General features: G+C 70.0%; 15 protein-coding genes. 7 read left to right on the forward strand and 8 right to left on the reverse strand.

The annotated features are described in order from the left end of the window. The first annotated feature begins 274 nt into the window (after positions 1-274). Together D7X74_RS08715 and D7X74_RS08720 are read left to right on the forward strand one after the other, a co-directional pair. Positions 275-1156, forward strand: a complete 882-nt coding sequence (locus D7X74_RS08715; RefSeq protein ID WP_120532461.1) for a PAS domain-containing protein — start codon at positions 275-277, stop codon at positions 1154-1156. After that, a complete protein-coding gene (locus D7X74_RS08720) occupies positions 1153-1407 on the forward strand; it encodes a hypothetical protein (RefSeq protein ID WP_120532462.1) in 255 nt (84 codons plus the stop codon). Before D7X74_RS08715 ends, D7X74_RS08720 begins: the two co-directional genes overlap by 4 nt. Before the next feature lie 144 nt (positions 1408-1551). Here the strand turns inward: D7X74_RS08720 and D7X74_RS08725 are convergent, their stop codons facing one another. Beyond that, positions 1552-4302 (reverse strand): pitrilysin family protein, encoded by a 2751-nt coding sequence (locus D7X74_RS08725; RefSeq protein ID WP_120532463.1) that lies wholly within the window; start codon positions 4300-4302, stop codon positions 1552-1554. A 283-nt stretch (positions 4303-4585) separates the two neighbouring features. Here D7X74_RS08725 and D7X74_RS08730 point away from each other — a divergent pair, with 283 nt between their 5' ends. Both D7X74_RS08730 and D7X74_RS08735 read left to right on the forward strand, forming a co-directional pair. Further along, a complete protein-coding gene (locus D7X74_RS08730; RefSeq protein WP_120532464.1) occupies positions 4586-5155 on the forward strand; it encodes a hypothetical protein in 570 nt (189 codons plus the stop codon). Between the two features lie 32 nt (positions 5156-5187). Next, complete coding sequence (locus D7X74_RS08735) at positions 5188-5769, forward strand: hypothetical protein (protein WP_120532465.1); 582 nt, start codon at positions 5188-5190, stop codon at positions 5767-5769. Here D7X74_RS08735 and D7X74_RS08740 read toward each other — a convergent pair. Next, a complete protein-coding gene (locus tag D7X74_RS08740; protein ID WP_120532466.1) occupies positions 5759-6517 on the reverse strand; it encodes a ferritin-like domain-containing protein in 759 nt (252 codons plus the stop codon). The genes D7X74_RS08735 and D7X74_RS08740 overlap by 11 nt on opposite strands. Positions 6518-6702: 185 nt before the next feature. Beyond that, positions 6703-7629: an AraC family transcriptional regulator gene (locus tag D7X74_RS08745; protein ID WP_120532467.1), complete on the reverse strand. Its 927-nt coding sequence runs from the start codon at positions 7627-7629 to the stop codon at positions 6703-6705. A gap of 156 nt (positions 7630-7785) precedes the next feature. On the opposite strand from D7X74_RS08745, the gene D7X74_RS08750 reads away from it, so the two are divergent. Next, positions 7786-8526: an SDR family oxidoreductase gene (locus D7X74_RS08750; protein ID WP_120532468.1), complete on the forward strand. Its 741-nt coding sequence runs from the start codon at positions 7786-7788 to the stop codon at positions 8524-8526. A gap of 78 nt (positions 8527-8604) precedes the next feature. After that, entirely contained in the window at positions 8605-10248 is a 1644-nt protein-coding gene (locus tag D7X74_RS08755) for a hypothetical protein (protein WP_147446508.1), read from the forward strand. Between the two features lie 54 nt (positions 10249-10302). Here the strand turns inward: D7X74_RS08755 and D7X74_RS08760 are convergent, their stop codons facing one another. From D7X74_RS08760 to D7X74_RS08775, 4 genes are all read right to left on the reverse strand, one after another. Next, a complete protein-coding gene (locus D7X74_RS08760) occupies positions 10303-13770 on the reverse strand; it encodes a methylmalonyl-CoA mutase family protein (RefSeq protein WP_120532470.1) in 3468 nt (1155 codons plus the stop codon). Positions 13771-13845: 75 nt separating this feature from the next. Continuing rightward, a complete protein-coding gene (gene meaB, locus D7X74_RS08765; RefSeq protein ID WP_120532471.1) occupies positions 13846-14829 on the reverse strand; it encodes a methylmalonyl Co-A mutase-associated GTPase MeaB in 984 nt (327 codons plus the stop codon). Continuing rightward, a complete protein-coding gene (scpA, locus tag D7X74_RS08770; protein WP_120532472.1) occupies positions 14826-17015 on the reverse strand; it encodes a methylmalonyl-CoA mutase in 2190 nt (729 codons plus the stop codon). The genes meaB and scpA overlap by 4 nt, the downstream gene beginning before the upstream one ends. After that, positions 17015-18898: a methylmalonyl-CoA mutase family protein gene (locus tag D7X74_RS08775; protein ID WP_120532473.1), complete on the reverse strand. Its 1884-nt coding sequence runs from the start codon at positions 18896-18898 to the stop codon at positions 17015-17017. The genes scpA and D7X74_RS08775 overlap by 1 nt, the downstream gene beginning before the upstream one ends. Before the next feature lie 248 nt (positions 18899-19146). Here D7X74_RS08775 and D7X74_RS08780 point away from each other — a divergent pair, with 248 nt between their 5' ends. Next, positions 19147-19503, forward strand: a complete 357-nt coding sequence (locus D7X74_RS08780) for a hypothetical protein (protein ID WP_120532474.1) — start codon at positions 19147-19149, stop codon at positions 19501-19503. Between the two features lie 85 nt (positions 19504-19588). Here the strand turns inward: D7X74_RS08780 and D7X74_RS08785 are convergent, their stop codons facing one another. Next, entirely contained in the window at positions 19589-20872 is a 1284-nt protein-coding gene (locus D7X74_RS08785; protein WP_120532475.1) for an agmatine deiminase family protein, read from the reverse strand. Positions 20873-21030: the final 158 nt, after the last annotated feature.

The raw sequence follows: 21030 nt of genomic DNA on the forward strand, positions 1-21030 counted from the left end.
GGAAGCCGCAAGCCCCACCAGCGCGCCCAACAGGATTCGGATTCGACGGAGGCTCGTGGCTCGCATGCTCCTCATACGGACGCATGCGTCGGGCCGGGTCGTTCCTACGGCCCCGGACATTCTTCCGCCTGGAGGCGGCGGTGGTGTTTCGCGGCCATCCGCATACAGTGAGTCACCCCCCTGCTGTTCGAAGTGAGTCGACCGAGTGCCCCCCACTCCGCCCCGCCCGAGTCCTTCCATTGCCTCCCTGGCCCCGCCGGAGGTGAACGCAGTCGTGCGCACCCTCGCGGAGAGCGTCGAACTCGCGCTGTTCATGACGGATGCGCGGCTGCGCTGCACCTATATGAACGCGGCGGCGGAAGCCCTCACGGGCCGCACGCTCGCGGAGGTCATCGCGCGCGGCCTGTCACTGTCTGACCTGGTGCGCCCACCGTCCCCGGAAGGGCGCTCCTCCAGCGAGGACAGCGCCCTCGCCCGGGCCCTGGTGAAGCAGACGCGCGAGCGGGGCGAGGACGTCTTCGTCCACAAGGACGGCCAGCTCCATCCCGTCGCCTTCACCGTGAGCCCGCTGCGGGAAGCGGACGCAGTGGTGGGCACCCTCATCGAGGTCCGCGACCTGACGGTGGAGCGGCGGGCGGCGGAGGCCCTGCGCACCAGCGAGGCACGCTACCGCTTCCTGGCGGAGACCATCCCGGTGCAGGTGTGGACGGCGAAGCCGGACGGCCTGCTGGACTACGTGAGCTCCCGGGCCGTCATCGAGTTCGGCGTACCGCTGGACACCCTCCTCTCCGAGGGATGGCTCAACGTCCTGCACCCGGAGGACCGCCCCCTGGCCATCGAGCGCTGGACGACCGCGCTCCGCACGGGTGAAGGCTACGAGGTCGAGTTCCGCCTCAAGCTGGCCAATGGCCAGTACGCCTGGTACCTGGCGCGCGCGGTGCCCGAACGGGACGCGAACGGCCACATCCTCCAGTGGCTGGGCACCAACACGAACATCCACGAGCAGCGCGAGGCCCGCGAGCGCACCGAGGCGCTCCTGCTGGAAGTGGGCAAGCAGGCGCGGGAAACCGAAGCCACGCTGGTCCGCCTGCGCGCGGAGAAGCTCGCCGCCGAACAGCGGGCCGCGGAACTCGAAGCGAAGTCCGCCTCGCGATGAATGCCCAATCCAAGGACTGGCACGGCATCGCGGTCGCGAAGCTGAACTCCGTGCTGGGGCCCGCACGAGGGCCCGTCGTCCTCGAGGAGGCCCTGCGCGCCACGGGCCTCTCCCACATCTCCAGCGCGGATGAGCTGCATCGCTTCGCGCAGGCCCTCATCACCACCGGCGGCTTCGCGGGCGCCGTGGGAGGCCTGCTCAGCGTGCACGCCGTGATGCACGGCGCGAGCGGCGGCAGCGGCTCCCGCTGACGCCGTCGAAGGCGCCGCGACCCTCCACGCCGGGGTGACGGGGCCGCGTCGTGAGACCTGGCCCCGTCGTCTCTTCCCCCCGGTCACCCGGTGGCCGTCTCCGCTCGGGCTGGAACGTCGTGCCTGCGCGAGGTGACGGAGGGCCTACGGCACCGACACCGCTTGGAGCGCGGCGCGGCTGCGGGCCTCATCTCCCGTGACGCTCACCACGAGGCGCTGGAGACACCCGTCGAACGCCTGCTTCAGCCGGTCCGCCGTCACCGCCTGGAGGTGCGCGGGACGCTGGGCCACCGCTTCCACGGGGAAGCCGCGCACGCGCGCGGTGAGGAGCGCGTCCACCCACTCATTCGTGGTGATGAAGGACACCGCCTGCTGCGCGAGCAGCCGCGACCGGGCCTGCTCCAGGTCCGCGGCCGACACGTCCTTCGCGAACCCCGCCAGCGTCGAGCGCAGGGCGCCGATGCCCTCCTCCATGCGCTGTGCGTCCAGCATGCCCGCCACCAGCAGGTGCGCCGCGCCGCCCCGGGCGATGAAGGGCCTGGCCCCGAAGCCGTAGGACGCCCCCGTCCCGGCACGCGTCTCCTGGTACGCCCTCACCTCCAGCAGCTCCGCCATCAGCGCGTACTCCGCCTCCAGCTCCGGCGTCGCCGTGGGCAACCGGCAGGCCATCTGGACCTGACCCTGCGTGGCCCCGGGGCGGGCGGTGAAGAGCGTGCTCACGCGCGGGGACGCGGCGGGCAGCGCCGGCGCCGGCGGCACCCCCACGGGCTGGGGCTTGCCCCGGCTCCAGTCGCCCAGGTACTTGCGCACCAGGGGTTCGACCTCCTTCACGTCGAACTCACCGGCCACCACCACCACCGTGTTGCCGGGGCGGTAGACGTCCTCCAGCCAGGACTGCGCCTCGGACCAGGACACCTGTCCCATCTGGGCGCCGGTCGCCTCGTCGCCGTAGGGATGGACGCCGTAGAGCGCGCGCATCAGCTCCCGGTGCGCCACCACCTCCGGGCGCGTGTCCACCGCTTCGCGCCACGGCAGCACCTGCTCGCGCATGAGGCGCACGATGTCCTCCGAGGTACGGGTGGTGGCGAGCTGCTCGGTGAGCATCGCCAGCATGTTGCCCACGTTGCCCGCCGTGCCGGCCACGTCCACGCGCACGTGATCCATCGCGGCCCGGGAGCCGCCATGCAGACCCCAGTCGCTCAGGTGGCCCTCGAAGTAGGTCTCGCGGAAGGCGCCCCAGGTGGCCAGGTCTCCCACGCCTGGCTTCTCGCCATGCGCCGTCCCGCCGCCCATCGCGGCGCCCACCCGCACCACCGGCAGGCCCGGCCGGGGCGCGAGCAGCACCTCCATGCCGTTGTCCAGCTTCAGCACCTGCACGGGGCCGGAGGTGGCCGTGAGCATGGACGGGGTGACGCGGTGGCCCGTCTCCGGGGCGGCCTCTTCCCCGGCAACCTTCGCCAGCGGACCCACCGTCTTGGGAACGCCACTCTCTCCCGGCTTCACGAAGATGGCGTGCGCCCGGCCGCGCTGGAGCCACTCGTAGGCGAAGTCCGTCACCTTGCCGCCGCCCAGCCCCATCAGCGCCATCTGCGAGCGCGTGTAGGAGCGCACGTCGAGCGTGAAGTGGGTGAGCAGCGCGCGGCGCTTCGTGCGCGCCAGCAGGCGCTCCGACTCCAGCGCCATGCTCGTCACCACCTGACGGCGCAGGGACTGGAAGTTGAACTCCTGCCCCAGCACGCCACCGGCGTTGATCTCCTGGTTCCAGGTCTTGTGCACCTGGTCCAGCACCTTCTCCGCCGTGCGCTCCGGGTGCTCGCCATGGGTCAACTGCACGCGCACGATGAGCAGCGACGCGCGGGTCCCGGACACGAGCCCGGTGCTGATCCCCGCGATGTCGCCGTCACTGCGCATGGACTCCCACAGGCCGCTGTCCAGGCTGACGCCCACGAAGTCGTGCACGGCGCTGGCCTCGTCGAAGCCGCGGGGCAGCACCCACGACAGGTACAGCTCCGGCGTCGGCACGGCGGCCTCGTACACCGGCATCTTCTTCGGGACCGGCACGGCGACGGGCGCGATGGGGTTCGCGGGCAGGCGCGTGTCCGGAGCCAGGGGGGCGCCGGTGCCCACCCACGCGGGCGGCAGGTTCTGCGCGAGGATGGACTCCACCTCCGCCAGGTCCACGTCCCCGGCGATGACCAGGGTGACGTTCTCCGGGCGGTAGTGCGTGCGCGCGAAGCGCTGCGCGTCCGCCAGGGTGAGGGCGCTCAGCGACTCATGCGAGCCCACCACCGGCCGCGAGTACGGGTCCCCCGCGGGGTAGGACGCCGCGTGCAGCCAGCTGAACACCTGGCCCACGTAGCCCGTCTCGTTGCGCTGGCGAAGCTCGTTGCGCACCACCTCGCGCTCCACCGCGAACACCTCCGGGCTGATGCCGGCGATGGGCGCCGAAAGCCGCTGCCCCTCCAGCTTCACCAGGGTGGCCAGCGCCTCCTTGGGGGCCAGCGTTTCGTAGGCGGTGAAGTCCAGGCTGGTGGAGGCATTGGAGTGGCCCGCGCCAGCGGCCTCCAGCCGCGCCATCGCCGACGGTGTCCCGGCCGGGTGCGAGCGGAAGGCCAGGTGCTCCACCAGGTGCGCCAGTCCCTCCCGACCGCCCGGATCGCTGGAGCCGCCCGCGCCCACCACCGCGACCACCGCCACCACGGGCGAGCGCGCGTCGTGCTCCACCACCACGCGCAACCCCGACGCCATGCGGAAGTCCCGCAGGGGGAAGGACACGTCGCGCATGACGACCTGCCCACGGGCCGGAAGCGTGGCGCACCCGCCCAGCGTCAGGGACAGGGAGGCAAGGACACCCGCGGCAAGACGCGACCAGCGGATGGAACGAAACGGGGACATACGGCTCCAAGCGGCATGCCGGAGGGAGCCCACGAAGGGCGCACGGCCCCGCGCCTCCCCCAGGCGGATTGAAAGGTGGTGTCGGGACGGCCGGGGAGACACAAAGCCTGACGGGAACAGGCAGGCGGGGCCGGTAACGGCAGACAGCGCCGGGACTCATAGCACCCCGACTTCCCCTCCGTCACCTCACCCCCCGTACCAGGAGGGATGACAGGAATTGCCTGGAGCCCCCAGTTCCAGGGGTGCTGGCGGAAGTCCGCGACCCTCCGTCTAGGATGGGGGCATGACCCAATCGTCGCGCCCCGTCCTTCCACTGTTTGCCTGTGCCCTGCTGCTCTCCGCCTGCGACCCCCAGCCAGAAGGTGAATGCAAGGGCACCCATCTGGGCCAGAGCGTGAACTGGCCCATCTCCAGCAACGCTGTCCTGACGCGCATCGACTTCCTGGAGGACGGGACGCCGAGCACGTTGATCGACCTGAGCTACACGCCGGACCGCGTCGAGGGTCTCCAGGAGTTCGGGGTGGACATCCAACTGGTGCGCGGCGCCTCGGTCGAGGAGGGCGAGGCGAAGACCGTGAAGCTGTTTGCGAAGGAGGACCGGCTGGAGCCCGAGGACCGGTCGCTGGTGGCCCGGTGGGGGGGGAACATGGGGGGCACGCTGATGGGCTATCTCGCCGTGCCCGGGGTTCCGGTGGAGGGCTCGGTGACGCTGGACCGGGTGGCGCTGGACCACGCGGAAGGCCACTTCGTCTATCGCTACGCGGACGGGGGCGAGCTGACCTGTACCTTCGATGTCCCGGAGCTGGTGCTGGTCGGCGGGGGCGACGGCGACGGGGACTACGACGACGACTGACCCGTGCCGGAGGGGACTGCTAGCATCCGGGCATGGGCGTCCATGACTACCGGTGCAGTGTCTGCGGCCCCCCCACGTCGTACACGTGCGGGGAGAAGACGGGCGAGGAGTGCGAGGAGGAGGGGATGGGCGACGACCAGGCCATCCTGGACCTGTTCTTCTTCGCCGAAGAGGACGCCCCCGAGGACACCGGCGACTTCGAGCAGGCCCGGGGCCGCGCCCGGCGCACCGAGACGCGGCCGTATGGCTATGACTGGGGAGACTGGGAGTTCGTCCCCAGCCTCAACTACCGCGAGCTGCTCATGGGCTCCGACGACGAGACCGGCGTCTGGTGCATCGAGCCCTATGAAGAGGGCGTGAGCGACGGCAGCCCTGTCTCCCTGGAGATTCCGCCGGGCGAGCGCGTCTGGGCGGTCAACTACTGCCCCACCTGTCATCCGGTGTTCGCGGAAGGCAAGCGCTCCGGCGACGAGCCCTGTCTGGAATACCTGCGGGCCATCGCGGAGAACCTGGGCCTGGACTTCGAGGGCGTGCGCACGAGCGCGGACAAGCCGGCCTTCATCGAGGCCGTCCGCGCGAAGGTCGCCCAGCGGCGTCCCCTGGCTAGAGGCTGACGGGGTAGGGGTTGTTGGTGGAGGGCGCGTCCGTGTACGTCCCGTTCGCGACCCAGACGGTGACCTCCGCCAGGTGATGTGATTCCACGTGCAGCACGTCGCGGAAGGCCAGCTCCAGGTCGGGCGGTCCCAGCTCCGAGGCCAGGTCGACGAGCAGCGCCCAGCCCGCGTTGTTGATGAGCTCCGACACGAGCGTCGCGCGCAGGGCGTCCATCAGCGTGGCCCCCGGGGCGTCGACGGCCTGGATGAGCCCCCGGGACTGCGCGCTCGCGACGTCCCCGGAGGGCGTCCGCAGCGAGGGATGGGCCCCGAAGCGCAGCAGGCCCTCGCGCACCATGCCCAGGTGCTCCAGCTCCTGGTTGTGCAGCTCCAGGAGCCGCTCGGGCGTGGGGCCCCCGGCGAAGGTGCCCAGGGTGTGGGTCTTGAGGAGGAGGCTCGCGTAGAGCCGGGAGCTGGTCCGCTCGAAGGCGAGGCGCTCACACAGCTTGTCGATGAAGAGCGCGGGCGCGGTCCCCTTCAAGGCCTGGAGGGCGTGGCTCACCTTCTCCCGGAAGGCGCGCGGGGGCGGCAGCACGTCCGGGTCCCCGGCCAGCCGCGAGAGGTGGATCCGCAGGGCTTGCACGGCGCTCTTCGCCGGAGGCAGGACCGTGTCGCGCACGGCACCATGGGCCAGGTGCTCCAGCTCCTGCGCATCGAGCAGCATGGCCGTGCGCATCAAACCCTGCCTCACGTCTTCATCCGACGACATGTCAGCCCTCCTCCCGGGCACTCCTCCCTGCGCGGTGGCCTGCATCCGGGGACGGGAAGAGGGCTCAAGCTGTGGACGGGCGGGCAGGGTGTCCATGGGACCCTGGGACGGCTGGCACGGCGGGCCTGGGCCATGACTGTCATTGCGAGGACGGACAGGCCGTCCCCGAGGGCCGAGGCTTCGCGTCAGGGCGTGGTGGCCAGCGACTCCCGCAGCCGCGCGATGTCGCGGGAAGGAGGGGCCCCGAACAGCCGGCTGTACTCGCGGCTGAACTGGGACGGGCTCTCATAGCCCACGGAGTGTCCGGCCATCGCCGCGTCCATGGCCTGCGCCAGCATCAGCCGGCGGGCCTCCTGGAGCCGCAGCTGCTTCTGGTATTGAAGCGGACTCATCGCCGTGACGGATTTGAAGTGGTGGTGCAGCGCGGACGGGCTCATGTGGACGGTGCGCGCCAGCCGCTCGATGCGCAGGGGCGCGGTGTAGTGCGCCTTGAGCCAGTGGATGGCGCGGGTGACGGACTCCAGGCGGCTGTCGGCCAGGGCAATCCTCCGCAGCCGTTCGGAGTTCTCACCCGACAGCAGGCGGTAGAGGATCTCGCGGATGACGAGCGGCGCCAGCACGGGGATGTCTCGCGGCGTGTCCAGCAGTCGCACGAGCCGCGCCGTCGCGTCCAGCAGCGGCGCACCCACCGGGCCCAGCGCCAGTCCCCGGACCATCCCCTGGGACGCGGGTGTCTCCAGTTGCGCCTCCATCATCAGGTCGCCCAACTGGCCGGGTTCCAGGTCCAGCCGGAAGCAGAGGTACGGCGTGGCGGAGGAGGCCTCGACCACCTGTCCCGTGACGGGCAGGTCCACCGACGCGACCAGGCACTGGTCCGGGCCATAGACATACGATTCGTCCGCCAGCAGCACCTGCTTGCGGCCTTGCGCCACGATGCAGAGCGCCGGCGCATGCAGCGCGTGCAGGGGCGTGGTGGGCTCCGAGGCGCGGATGAGGACCAGCCGGGGAATGGCCGTCGCGTGGATGCCGTCCGTGGGCGCATGGCGCTTCAGCAGCGTCGCGAGCGCGGACAGGTGCGGGTTCAGGGCAGGGGCGGGACGGTCGGTCGTCATGCGATGCCTGTCTTAATCCCGAACGCAGCGGGGCGCCCGTGCAGGAATGGGCAAGAGTCCGGGAGCATCCGGATACCGCCTCCCGGGCCCGTCTTGAGAGGGTGTGCATGTTCCCGGCGGACTTCACGCGCCGGCCAATCACGAGAGGACAGGCACATGACGACGAACATCCAGGGCAAGGTGGTGGCCATCACCGGAGCGAGCAGCGGCATTGGCGAGGCGGCGGCCCGCCTGCTCGCCCAGCAGGGCGCGAAGGTGGTGCTGGGGGCGCGGCGCGTGGACCGGCTGGAGGCGCTGGCCTCCGAGCTGAAGGCGAAGGGCGGCGAGGCGCGGGTGCGCGCGCTGGACGTGACGAAGCGCGAGGACGTGCAGGGCTTCGTGGACTTCACGCTGAAGGAGTTCGGGCGGCTGGACGTGCTCATCAACAACGCGGGCGTGATGCCGCTGTCGCTCCTGGAGATGCTGAAGGTGGAGGAGTGGGACCGGATGATCGACGTGAACATCCGGGGCGTGCTGCATGGCATCGCGGCGGGCCTGCCGGTGATGAAGCGCCAGAAGGCGGGCCAGTTCATCAACGTGTCGTCCATCGGGGGGCACACGGTGAGCCCGACGGCGGCCGTCTACTGCGCCACGAAGTTCGCGGTGCTGGCGATTTCGGAGGGCCTGCGCCAGGAGGTGGGCGCGGACATCCGCGTGACGGTGATCTCCCCGGGCGTCACGACGTCGGAGCTGGCGGAGAGCATCTCCGACCCGAACGCCCGCGAGGTGATGCGTGAGTTCAGGAAGGGCGCGATTCCGGCGGAGGCCGTGGCCCGGTCCATCGCCTACGCCATCGCCCAGCCCGCGGACGTGGATGTGAGTGAGATCATCATCCGCCCCACGGCGAGCCCGTACTGAAAGTCAAACGGAGCGGAGGATGGGCAGACAGTCAGGCTTCGGATAGGGTGCGCGTCCTCCGAGGGGGAGGCCCTTTTCATGCCTGTGACGAAGCACCTGCTGTCTGCCTTTTTTCTCTGTGCCTGTCTGTCCATCCTGGGCGCCTGTGATTCGACCCCCGACCCTCGCCCTGACGCGGGGGTTGTCGTGGACGCGGGCCTTGACGCCGGAACCGTCGTGGAGCCGGAGCCCACCTGCGATGGCTTCTCCTGTTCCGAGGGGACGTGCTCCATCCAGGAAGGGCTGCCGGTGTGTCGGTGCGAGGACGGTAGCGCCCCGCCGTGCCCGGCACCTGAAATCCCGGACGGCCACACGCTGCTGACGCCCTCGGAGACGGAGGTCCATTCCGTCCCCTGGGGGAACAAGGAGGTTCCGCTCCGGTTCGCCTTCGTCGCCCAGGCCGGGCGGCACTACGACTTCATCGTGGAGGTCGAGACGGAGGGCTATGTCCTGAATCTGCGGGACGCGGCGGGTGTGTCGCTCGATTACGGTGTCATGGGGGACGGGGTGCCGAGCTGGATGCCCTACACCTGGCATTGGTCGGGCTTCGCGGCGAACGCCGTCTACACGCTGGAGATCTCCGCGTTCTACGAGGACGCCCGCCGGCCCTTCGCCTTCCGCTTCGTGGACACGGGGCCGGATGACCAGGCGGACCTGTTCGCCTTCGCGGCCCCCTGGGTGCCCTCGGCGCAGCCCCTGACGGGCATCAATGAGCACTACTACGAGCGGGACCTGCTCTCGTTCCAGACCGTGGCGGACCGGGTCTATGCCCTCACCTGTACCTTCCCGACGCCGTACTGGGAGATGGCCTTCGTCAACCGGAGGGACCAGGAGTATGCGATCGCCGCGTACGACATCTTCTTCGAGGAGATCCGGGAGGGCAGCATCGCCTTCAAGTCACCGGGCGGGCTGTTCTATGCCTCCATCAATGACATCACGTACCCCGCGACGCTGGCTCCCTACAGTTGTCTGCTGAATGACCTGGGGGCCGAGGACCACGGAGACACGATGGAGACCGCGACCGCGCTTCCGGCCGGCACGGCGTCCGTCCAGGGGAAGATGGAGACCTTCATGGACCGGGACGTCTTCTCCCTGCGCGTCGTGCCCCAGCACCACTACCGGGCGTCGTGCACCGAAGACGGCCTGATGTCCTGCGAGATCCTGGATGCCGTCCCGGGTGGAGCCTTCACCCGTTCGACCTCCGAGCGCACGACCACGACCTTCAAGGCCTCCCAGTCCACGCACTACGTGAGCATCAACCTCAACGCGTTCCTGGTGCCGCGGTGGGTGCAGCAGAACTACGCCCTCCAGTTCGAGGACCTGGGCGAGGACGACCACGGAGACACCCTGGCCACGGCGACGCCGCTCACGGGGCCGGTGCAGGCCATCACGGGCCACATCCCCGACGCCTACGACCACGACTTCTTCTCCTTCCAGGCGATCGCGGGGCGGCGCTACCGGTTCGGCTGCGACTGGAAGGAGACGCCGGGGCAGGTGCAGCTCTACGCGGTCGTGCGTGACGCCCAGGACAACCGGCTGGAGGTGCCCCGCGAGCACGTGGACTCGCGGTGGACCCAGACCTACACGCAGCTCCAGACCGGAACCTACTCCGTCGACCTGATGGCGGAGTACGAAGCGGTCCTGGGCGACTACGCCTGCCAGTTCGAGGACCTGGGCCCCTGAGGCCGTCCCATCGCGGTCCCGGGCTCATGGCCGGGACCGCGACGTCGCGGCGCACTACATGTTGCGCCGGTACTGACCGCCCACCTCGTACAGCGCGCGGGACAGCTGGCCCAGCGTGCACACCTTGCACGCGTCCATCAGCGCGCCGAACACGTTGCCGTTGTCCAGCGCCGCGCGGCGCACCGCCTCCAGCGCTTGCGCGGACGTCTTCTCATTGCGCTTCCAGAAGGCGTCGCGGGCGGTGATGGCGTAGTCCTTCTCCTCCTTCGTCGCGCGGATGACCTCCGGCGGCGTCACGGTGGGAGAGCCCTTCGGATCCAGGAAGGTGTTCACGCCGATGATGGGCAGCGTCCCGTCGTGCTTCTGCATCTCGTAGTAGAGCGACTCTTCCTGAATCTTGGAGCGCTGGTACATGCGCTCCATCGCGCCCAGCACGCCGCCGCGCTCGGAGATGGCGCGGAACTCCGCCAGCACCGCCGCCTCCACCATGTCCGTCAGCTCCTCGATGATGAACGAGCCCTGGTTGGGGTTCTCGTTCTTCGACAGGCCGAACTCCTTGTTGATGACCAGCTGGATGGCCAGCGCCCGCCGCACGCTCTCCTCCGTGGGCGTGGTGATGGCCTCGTCGTACGCGTTGGTATGCAAGGAGTTGCAGTTGTCGTTGAGCGCCAGCAACGCCTGCAACGTGGTGCGGATGTCGTTGAAGGCGATCTCCTGCGCGTGCAGGGACCGGCCAGACGTCTGGATGTGATACTTCAGCTTCTGCGAGCGGTCGTTGCCGCCGTACTTGTCCCGGATGGCCTTGGCCCAGATGCGGCGAGCCACGCGCCCCAGCACCGCGTATTCGGGGTCCATGCCGTTGGAGAAGAAGAACGACAGGTTGGGCGCGAAGTCGTCGATGTGCATCCCGCGCGACAGGTAGTACTCGACGAAGGTGAAGCCGTTCGCCAGCGTGAACGCGAGCTGGGAGATGGGGTTCGCCCCGGCCTCCGCGATGTGGTAGCCGGAGATCGACACCGAGTAGAAGTTCCGCACCTTCTGGTCGATGAAGTACTGCTGGATGTCGCCCATCACCCGGAGCGCGAACTCCGTGGAGAAGATGCAGGTGTTCTGCGCCTGGTCCTCCTTGAGGATGTCCGCCTGCACCGTGCCCCGCACCGCCTGGAGCGTCTGCGCGCGGATCTTCGCGTAGACCTCCGGTGGCAGCACCTCGTCGCCGGACACGCCCAAGAGCAGCAGGCCCAGCCCGTCGTTGCCCTGGGGCAGCTCGCCCTGGTAGCGCGGACGCGGCACGCCGCGCGCCTTGTAGAGTTCCTCGATGCGCTTCTCGACCTCCTCCACCTTGCCCTGCGCGCGGATCCACCTCTCGCACTGCTGATCCACGGCGGCGTTGAGGAAGAAGCCCAGCAGCATGGGCGCGGGGCCGTTGATGGTCATCGACACGGAGGTGGACGGGTCCGCCAGGTCGAAGCCGGAGTAGAGCTTCTTCGCGTCGTCCACGTTGGCGATGGACACACCGGAGTTGCCCACCTTGCCGTAGATGTCCGGCCGGTGGTCCGGGTCCTCGCCGTACAGCGTCACCGAGTCGAACGCCGTGGACAGGCGCTTCGCCGGCAGGCCGCGCGACACGTAGTGGAAGCGCTTGTTGGTCCGCTCCGGGCCGCCCTCGCCCGCGAACATGCGAGCCGGGTCCTCACCCTCGCGCTTGAGCGGGAAGACGCCCGCGGTGAACGGGAAGGCGCCCGGCGCGTTCTCCCGCAGCAGCCACGTCAGGATGTCGCCCCAGTCTTCATACCGGGGAAGGGAAATCTTGGGGATGCGCAGGTGGGAGAGGGACTCGGAGATGAGGTCCAGCTCGATGACCTTGTCGCGCACCTGGAACTGGTACTTGGACGCGGCGTAGCGCTTCTTCGTCGCCGGCCACTCGGCCAAAAGGCGCCGGCAGTCCGCGTGCAGGCGGCTCTCCAGGTCCTGGTACAGCGCGACCAGGTCGCCCAGGTACGCGGGCTCTCCCTCCACGCGCTCCGTCACCTGCACCACGTCGGAGGCGTCCTTGGGCTCGACGATCTCCAGGCGCTTCTTGCCCACGTTGGTGCGCAGGGCCTGGATGGTGCCGTGGAGCTGGTACATGCGCCGGGCGATGGCGGCCTGGGCGCGCACGAAGCCGTCATAGGACTCACAGGCCTCGACGATCTCCGCCAGGTAGCGGGTGCGCTCCGGGGGGATGATCCACTTCTTCTCGCTCATGCCGGGGGTGAGCGCGAAGCCCGACGGCAGCGACGCGCCCGTCTTCTTCACCAGCGCGTCGATGATGGCCCGGTAGAGCGTGTTCATGCCCGGGTCGTTGAACTGCGAGGCGATGGTGCCGTGCACGGGCACCGCGTCCTCGGGCAGCGTGAAGGCGTTGTGGTTGCGCCGCCACTGCTTGCGCACGTCGCGCAGCGCGTCCAGCGAGCCGCGCTTGTCGAACTTGTTGATGGCGATGACGTCCGCGAAGTCGAGCATGTCGATCTTCTCAAGCTGCGTCGCCGCGCCGTACTCGGCCGTCATGACGTAGAGCGCCACGTCCGAGTGCTCGGTGATCTCCGTGTCTGACTGACCGATGCCGGAGGTCTCCACCACGATGAGGTCGAAGCCCGCCGCCTTGCAGACCTCGATGGAGTGGGCGACGTGCCGCGACAGCGCCAGGTTGCTCTGTCGGGTCGCCATCGAGCGCATGTAGACGCGCGGGTTGTCGATGGCGTTCATCCGGATGCGGTCGCCCAGGAGCGCGCCGCCGGACTTGCGCTTGGACGGATCCACGGAGAGGACGGCGAGCGTCTTGTCCGGGAAGTCCGCCAGGAAGCGCCGCACCAGCTCATCCACGAGGCTGGACTTGCCCGCGCCACCGGTGCCGGTGATGCCCAGCACGGGCACGCGCGGGTGCTCCACCCGGGCGTTCGCGAGCGCCGTGCGCAGCTCCTCGCCCGCTTCCGCGAAGTTCTCCGCGATGGTGATGAGCGACGCGATGCGCGCGGGCTCGCGGGGCAGGGGCTCCTTCAAGAGGGGCTTGAAGTCCGCGGGGCGCACCTCGAAGTCGCACTGGGAGATGAGGTCGTCGATCATCCCCTGCAGGCCCATGGCCCGGCCGTCATCCGGCGAGTAGATGCGCGTGACGCCGTACTGGTGCAGCTCCTCGATTTCGGTGGGGAGGATGGTGCCGCCGCCGCCGCCGAACACCTTGATGTTCGCGCCGCGCTCGCGCAGCAAATCAATCATGTACTTGAAGTATTCGACGTGGCCGCCCTGGTAGGACGTGAGGGCGATGCCCTGGGCGTCCTCCTGGATGGCGCAGTCGACGATCTCCGCCACGGAGCGGTTGTGCCCCAGGTGGATGATCTCCGCGCCCGAGGACTGCATGAGGCGGCGCATCACGTTGATGGCCGCGTCATGTCCGTCGAAGAGGCTGGCGGCCGTGACGATGCGGACGTGGTGGCGCGGCTTGTAGGGCTGGGGAGCGGTCGTCGGTTGGGGGTGTCGCACGGGCGTACACTAGGAGTGCGATGCGGGCCCGGCAAGCGATTGAGACAGGCGCTGCCGCCTGCACGACGCGGCTCGTCAGCCCTGCGTTTGGGGAAGGAAGGCCCCCAGCACACGCAGTGCGGCCGAGGTCGGCGTCGCGCGCCCTTCGCGTACGTCCTCTTCCAGCGAGGGGATGAGGGCGGACACCTCGGGGTGCGCTCGCAGGGCCGCTCGCAGGCCGTCGTGCACCATGGCCCACATCCAGCCCACCTGCTGCCGGGTCCGCCGCAGGGCCAGCTCCCCGGATGCCTCACGCTGGGCGACGGCGGACTCCACGGAGTCCCACAGCGTGTCGATGCCGGTGCCCTCCATGGCGCTGCAGGTGGTGACCACGGGCTCCGCGCCCGGGCGCATCAGGTGCAGGGCGGCCCGGTACTGGGCGCGGGCCTGCGCCGCGTGGAGCTTGTTGTCGCCGTCCGCCTTGTTGATGGCGACCATGTCCGCCACCTCCAGGATGCCGCGCTTGATGCCCTGCAGCTCGTCGCCCGCGCCCGCGAGCATCAGCACCAGGTAGAAGTCCACCAGGTCCGCGACCACGGTCTCGGACTGGCCCACGCCCACCGTCTCCACCAGCACCACGTCGAAGCCCGCGGCCTCGCACAGGAGCAGCGTCTCCCGCGTCTTGCGCGCGACGCCGCCCAGCGTGCCGCTGGAAGGACTGGGCCGGATGTACGCCGCGGGCGCGCGTGCCAGCCGCGCCATGCGCGTCTTGTCGCCCAGGATGCTGCCGCCGGACACGCTGCTGGACGGGTCGATGGCGAGCACCGCGACCTGGTGCCCGCTTCCGACCAGGTGCATGCCCAGCGCGTCGATGAAGGTGCTCTTGCCCACGCCCGGCACGCCGCTGATGCCCACGCGCCGGCTCCTGCCGGTGTGGGGCAACAGCCGCGTGAGGACCTCCTGCGCGAGCGCCGCGTGGCGCGGGTGCTCGCTCTCCACCAGGGTGATGGCGCGCGCGAGCACCGCCCGGTCTCCCGCCCGCACGCCTTCCACGTAGGTGTCCGCGGGCAGCGACTTCACGCCTCTTCCTCCAGCGCGGCGGCCAGCTTGTCGAGCAGCTCGATGGCCGCCTTCGCGATGACCGTGCCCGGGCCGAAGATGGCGGCGGCGCCCGCGGCCTTGAGCTGCTCGTAGTCCTGGGCGGGGATGACGCCGCCCACCACCACCATGATGTCCTCGCGGCCCAGCGCCTTCAGCGCTTGCTTGAGCTGGGGCACCAGCGTGAGGTGGCCGGCCGCGAGCGAGCTTGCGCCCACCACGTGCACGTCGTTCTCCACCGCCTGCTTCGCGGACTCCTCCGGCGTCTGGAACAGCGGCCCGATGTCCACGTCGAAGCCCAGGTCCGCGAACGCCGTGGCGATGACCTTCTGCCCGCGGTCGTGGCCGTCCTGGCCCATCTTCGCGATGAGGATGCGCGGCCGGCGGCCGAAGCGCGCCAGGAAGGAGTCCGCCTTCGCCCGCGCCTCCGCGATGCCCTGCGCCCCGCCGGCCTCCGCCGAATACACCCCGGACACGCTGCGCACGGTGGCCTCGTAGCGCCCGTAGACCTTCTCGAGCGCGTCGCTGATCTCACCCACGGTGGCCTTCGCCCGCGCCGCGTCGATGGCGAGCGCGAGCAGGTTGCCCTCGTTGCGGCGTCCGGCTTCGGTGAGCGCGTCCAGCCGGCGGCGCACCTCCTCCGCGTTGCGTTCGGCGCGCAGCTCGCGCAGCCGGGCGATTTGAGACTCGCGCACCGCGGAGTTGTCCACCTTGAGGATCTCGATGCGGTCCTCGCGCTCCGGCGGGTACTTGTTCACGCCGATGATGGCCTGGCGCCCGGAGTCGATCCGCGCCTGGGTGCGCGCGGCGGCTTCTTCAATGCGCAGCTTGGGCAGGCCCGCTTCGATGGCCTTGGTCATACCGCCCAGGGCCTCCACTTCCTGGATGTGGCCCCAGGCCTTCTGCGCCAGCTCGTGGGTGAGGCGCTCCACGTAGTAGCTGCCGCCCCACGGGTCGATGACGCGCGTGGTGCCGCTCTCCAACTGGAGGTAGAGCTGGGTGTTGCGGGCGATGCGCGCGCTGAAGTCGGTGGGCAGCGCGATGGCCTCATCCAGCGAGTTGGTGTGCAGGCTCTGGGTGTGGCCCTGCGTCGCGGCCATGGCCTCCACGCAGGTGCGCACGACGTTGTTGTAGACGTCCTGCGCGGTGAGGCTCCAGCCGGACGTCTGGCAATGGGTGCGCAGCGCCAGGCTCTTGTCGCTCTTCGGGTTGAAGCCCTTGATGAGGCGGGCCCAGAGGAGGCGGGCGGCGCGCATCTTCGCCACCTCCATGAAGAAGTTCATCCCGATGGCCCAGAAGAACGACAGGCGCGGGGCGAACGCGTCCACGCCCAGGCCGGCGGCGAGGCCCGCTCTCACGTACTCCACGCCGTCTGCGAGCGTGTAGCCCAGCTCCAGGTCCTGCGTCGCGCCGGCCTCCTGCATGTGGTAGCCGCTGATGCTGATGCTGTTGAAGCGCGGCATCTTCTCCGCCGTGAACTTGAAGATGTCCCCGATGATCCGCATGGAGGGACCGGGCGGATAGATGTACGTGTTGCGGACCATGAACTCCTTGAGGATGTCGTTCTGGATGGTCCCGCTGAGCTGTTCGGGCTTCACGCCCTGTTCCTCGGCCGCGACCACGTAGAGCGCGAGCACGGGCAGGACGGCGCCGTTCATCGTCATCGACACGCTCATCTGGTCGAGCGGGATGCGGTCGAACAGGATGCGCATGTCCTTGATGGAGTCGATGGCCACGCCCGCCATGCCCACGTCGCCCGCGACGCGAGGATGGTCGCTGTCGTAGCCCCGGTGCGTGGCCAGGTCGAACGCGATGGACAGGCCCTTCTGTCCGGCCGCCAGGTTGCGCCGGTAGAAGGCATTGGACGCCTCCGCGGTGGAGAAGCCCGCGTACTGGCGCACCGTCCACGGCTGCTGCACGTACATGGTGGCGTACGGGCCGCGCACGAACGGGGGCAGGCCGGGCAGCGAGCCCAGGTGATCCACGCCCTCCAGGTCCTCGCGGGTGTAGAGCGGCTTGACGGGGATGCCCTCGGGGGTGTCCCAGCGCTCGGCGGTGCGCGTGGCCTCGCTCGCGTGGGCGCGCTGCGTGTCGCGCACGGCGGGGGCGGCCTGGGTCTCAGGGGCGTCGAACGCGACGCGGGAGAAGTCGGGAACGGTGGGGCGCATCAGGCGACTCCCAGCTGCTGGTGCAGCGTCTTCAGGAGCTGGAACAGGTCCGCTCCCGCGTAGAGGAAGAGATCGACACCGGCCGCGCGGAAGGCGGCCTCGTGCTCACCGGGACGGCCCGCGACGGCGACCGTGCGCGCGCCCTTCGCCTTCAAGGCCGCGACGAGCGCGGGCACCTGCTCCGGATAGAGCGCGTCCGGACCGGAGATGACGGCGAGCGACGTGCCCGACTTCGCGAACAGCTCAGCGCCAGCGGCCGCGTCCGGGAAGCCCCGGTGCTCATCCGCTTCGATGCCGCCCACGGCCAGCACGTTGGAGATCCACGTCGAGCGCGCGGTGTGCTCCGCCACCGTGCCCAGGTTTGCCATGAAGGCGCGGGGCCGGACGCCGTGCGCCGCGTGGTGGCGGTCGCTCGCGTCGCGCAGGGACTCGAAGGGCTCCGAGAAGCGGAAGGGACGCGGCGGCGCGACGACGCCCTCGCCCTGCACGGGCGCGGCGGCGTGGGCCTCGCGCTGCACGGGGGCCTCGGTCAGGTGGGGGAACTCGCTGACGCCCACGATGGGCAGCTTGCGGGTGCGCACGGCCTTGTCGCGCGCGGCGCGCGTCTCGGTGAGGACGCGGGCCACGTCGCCCTGCACGAGCGCCTGGGTGATGCCGCCCAGCGCCTCGATGCGCTGCAACTCCGCCCAGGCCGCGCGCGCGATGTCGTCGGTGAGCTGCTCCAGGTAGTAGCTGCCGCCCGCGGGGTCCGCGACGCGGTTGAGGCTGGACTCGTCGCGCAGGATGAGCTGCGTGTTGCGCGCGAGCCGGCGACCCTGTTCGTCGGGCGTGCCCAGGGGTTCGTCGTAGGGGGACGTGCTCACGCTGTCCGCGCCCGCGAGGACGGCGGCGAAGGACTCCGCGGTGGCGCGCAGGATGTTCACCCACGGGTCGCGCTGCGTCTTGGTGGCGCTGGCGGTGCGCGCATGCAGCGCCATGGCCTGCGACTCCGGCGCGCCACCGGAGGCGGCGACGACCTTGGACCAGAGCAGCCGCGCCGCGCGCAGCCGGGCGATCTCCGGGAAGAACTGCCCGCCCACGGACAGGGCGAACTGCATCGAGCGCGCCGTGTCCCCGGGTGACACCCCCGCGCGCTCCAGTTCGCGCAGGTACTCCACGCCGGTGGCGAGGGTCCACGCCAGCTCATGCACGGACGTGGCGCCCGCGTCCGCCCAGGCCCGCGACGACACGAGCAGCGCGCGCAGGCCCGGGGCGTCCTTGAGCAGCGACGTCACCAGGGGGGCGGCCTTCGCCAGGGTCGCGGCCACGTCCACCTTCGCCGTGCCCAGCCGCGCCAGGGCGCCCACGGGATCGACGCCCAGGCTGCCCTTCAGGGCCTGCTTCGGAACACCGGCCTTCTGGGCCACCTGGAATAGGAACGTGGAGGGGGCAAGCAGGTCGGTGGTCGGCTCGAAGTGCACGGGCGTGCGCTCCAACGGCACGTGCGCCAGCAGGCGCTCCAGGGCCGCCGCGTCCTTCACGTCGACGCCGTGCGGCGCGTCGAGCAGCAGCCAGACGCCCTGGCCACCACGCTCCAGGTCGGTGCGGAGGGCTTCGGCCGTCTGCGTCACGTCCGGTCCGGCGTACTCCTGGCACACCAGCCAGCCACCCTCGGTGTGGCCCAAAGGCTGCGTTCCTCGCACATAGGGCGCGACGCCGGGCGGCTCAGCGGGCGCGCCAGCGTCCTGGGCCGTGTAGAGGGGCTGGAGGGACAGGCCGCCTTCGAGGGGCGACTGGAGCGACGTGAAGGGCTTGCCCTTCAGGTCCTTGTCCACGAGCCGGCGCCATTCCTCGACGGAAGGAGGGGGAAACGCCGTGGCGCTGGGGAGAGGCTCTGACGACATGCTGCGTCCTCGCTGGGGAGAGTGGCCATCCGGCGGGCCACGCCATCCCCCGTCCCATAGGCGCAATGGGGCCGTGGGGCAATGGGGCCGTGACCCGGCCGGAGGGGACGTCCGCAAGTGTGCGCATTTAATGCAATTAATAATGATTAAGCGGTTTTGTGCTGATTTACGGCTTTTGGTAGGGATCGAGCGTCCCGAGGCGCCACGTCCAGTGCCGGGGGACGCAATCCGTACACGGAGGTAATGCCATGAAGCGTCAGAGCCTGTTCCTTGCGTTGGTGGTCCTTCCCTTGCTGGCTTGCGGTGGGATGGACATGGCTTCGGATGAAGGGGTGACGTCGGCGCCGGAGATGGGCAGCGTGCAGTCCGAGCTCCAGCCGAACTGGGCCTCGTGCAGCGGGGATGCGGACTGCACGTCCAACCGCTGTGGGTGCAATGGTGGGACGGCGCGGGTGTGTCTGCCGAACTCCACGTACCCGAAGCAGTGTGGCAACTGGACGGCGTGCAACAGCGATTCGCAGTGCACGTCGAACTGGTGCGGCTGCAACGGCGGGCAGGTGAAGCAGTGCCTGCCGAACACCAGCTACCCGAAGACCTGCACCTGAGCGATGCCCCCGCCACCGCCTCCTTCAAGGGAGGCGGTGGCGCCTGACCGTCCGTGCTCCGGGGCCACGCGAGCAGGGCGCGCGTTCAGCGCAACGTCTTCGTGAGCCGGTGCAGCGCGCCCTGGCAGGGGATGACGGTGTCGGAGGGGATGGGGTGCACCTTCACCGCGCCTGGGCCGAACTCGCGGTCCAGGGCCCACTGGTAGGTGGCCAGGGCCTCCTGTTCCTGGCGCTGATGGCGGTACGCCAGGGAGCCCGGCACCCAGCGGTACACGGGCACGGCCATCACGTCCCCAAGCCGGATGGAGTTGAGGTACGTGGCCCAGACGCGGGTGTTGGTGCCGTCGCACTCCCGGACGCGCCCGGGGTCTCCCAGGCAGGAGTCACCGGCGTCCTGGCAGTAGGGCGTGGGCATGGGAATGCGCACGACGTCGTAGCCCAGGTCCGCCAGCCGCCGCGCATTGCGGTCCAGGATGGCCGCGTTGATGGCGTCGTCGTGGACGTCGTAGCGGCCCACGAGCACGGTCTTGGAGGACAGCATCGCCATCCACATGTCGATGTGGTCGACGACGCCTCCTTCCAGCGACTCCAGGGTGACGACGTCGCAGCCGTGCGCGCGGCCGATGGCCTCATCCGTCTCCTCCTCCGAATAGCACCAGACGGGGAAGCAGTTGCGCGCGTTGGTCTCCCGCCGGGCGCGGAAGCACCGTCCCGCGCCGTCCGTCAGCAGGTTGCCGCCCGACAGCACCACGGCCGGCCGGTCCACCGGGACACCCCACCACTCGCCCAGCACGGTGGGGATGCGGTCGGAACGCTCGTAGAAGTCGAAGCTGCTGCACTGGACGGCCTGCATGGGACGGAGGACTGTGTCCACGAAGCGCCGCTTCCCATCCGCGCCGACCACGGCGTCCGGCCCATGGTCGCGGATCCACTCAGTGTCCACCCTGAAGGGGACGAGGCCGAGCTCCCATATCTGAGCGCGGGTCATGCCCGCCTGGGACAGGCATTGGATGATCCCCGAGTGGAGCGGAGCCGCCGCGACGATGTGGATCGGGACGCGTCCTTCCAGCGCGGCGAAGATGAGCGCGAGCTGTTCCGGATGGCCGCATCCCGGTTGATTCCAGCTCATCAGCAGCTCTCCCTGGGGTTCGTGCTCGGCGGGGAATCGCACGACCTCCCGAGGCGGGGTGAAGCCATAGCGCTCCGGGTAGCACTCCCACTGGTACCGGGCGGCGAGTGAGGCCATCGTCTCCTCCTGGCTGTGCAGGGCCGGGTCCCCGAAAGGCACGGGCGCCTCTTCCTCGACCTGCCCGCAACCGATGCCCAGGCCCAATCCCGCGCAGAGCATCCAGACGTTCCGCTTCGTCATGTGCGGCCCCCGCTTCTAGGAGAGGCATCTCCCATGGACCGTCATGGCCCGGGGCCTCCCCGCCCAGGAGTTTAGTCGTGAAGCGCCCGGGCGGGTCCGCGAAGGTGCAAACGGGTTGCCTGGCGCAAGCACCTCCCCCGGAGCGCGCTGCCGGGAGG

The sequence above is a fragment of the Corallococcus sp. CA047B genome (assembly GCF_003612065.1).
GTDB lineage: Bacteria > Myxococcota > Myxococcia > Myxococcales > Myxococcaceae > Corallococcus > Corallococcus praedator.

Coding starts and splice junctions, on each gene's coding strand:
- D7X74_RS08720 (WP_120532462.1), top strand. CDS start 1,153: ATGAATGCCCAATCCAAGGACTGGCACGGCATCGCGGTCGCGAAGCTG.
- D7X74_RS08725 (WP_120532463.1), bottom strand. CDS start 4,302: ATGTCCCCGTTTCGTTCCATCCGCTGGTCGCGTCTTGCCGCGGGTGTC.
- D7X74_RS08730 (WP_120532464.1), top strand. CDS start 4,586: ATGACCCAATCGTCGCGCCCCGTCCTTCCACTGTTTGCCTGTGCCCTG.
- D7X74_RS08735 (WP_120532465.1), top strand. CDS start 5,188: ATGGGCGTCCATGACTACCGGTGCAGTGTCTGCGGCCCCCCCACGTCG.
- D7X74_RS08740 (WP_120532466.1), bottom strand. CDS start 6,517: ATGTCGTCGGATGAAGACGTGAGGCAGGGTTTGATGCGCACGGCCATG.
- D7X74_RS08745 (WP_120532467.1), bottom strand. CDS start 7,629: ATGACGACCGACCGTCCCGCCCCTGCCCTGAACCCGCACCTGTCCGCG.
- D7X74_RS08750 (WP_120532468.1), top strand. CDS start 7,786: ATGACGACGAACATCCAGGGCAAGGTGGTGGCCATCACCGGAGCGAGC.
- D7X74_RS08755 (WP_147446508.1), top strand. CDS start 8,605: ATGCCTGTGACGAAGCACCTGCTGTCTGCCTTTTTTCTCTGTGCCTGT.
- scpA (WP_120532472.1), bottom strand. CDS start 17,015: ATGCGCCCCACCGTTCCCGACTTCTCCCGCGTCGCGTTCGACGCCCCT.
- D7X74_RS08775 (WP_120532473.1), bottom strand. CDS start 18,898: ATGTCGTCAGAGCCTCTCCCCAGCGCCACGGCGTTTCCCCCTCCTTCC.
- D7X74_RS08780 (WP_120532474.1), top strand. CDS start 19,147: ATGAAGCGTCAGAGCCTGTTCCTTGCGTTGGTGGTCCTTCCCTTGCTG.
- D7X74_RS08785 (WP_120532475.1), bottom strand. CDS start 20,872: ATGACGAAGCGGAACGTCTGGATGCTCTGCGCGGGATTGGGCCTGGGC.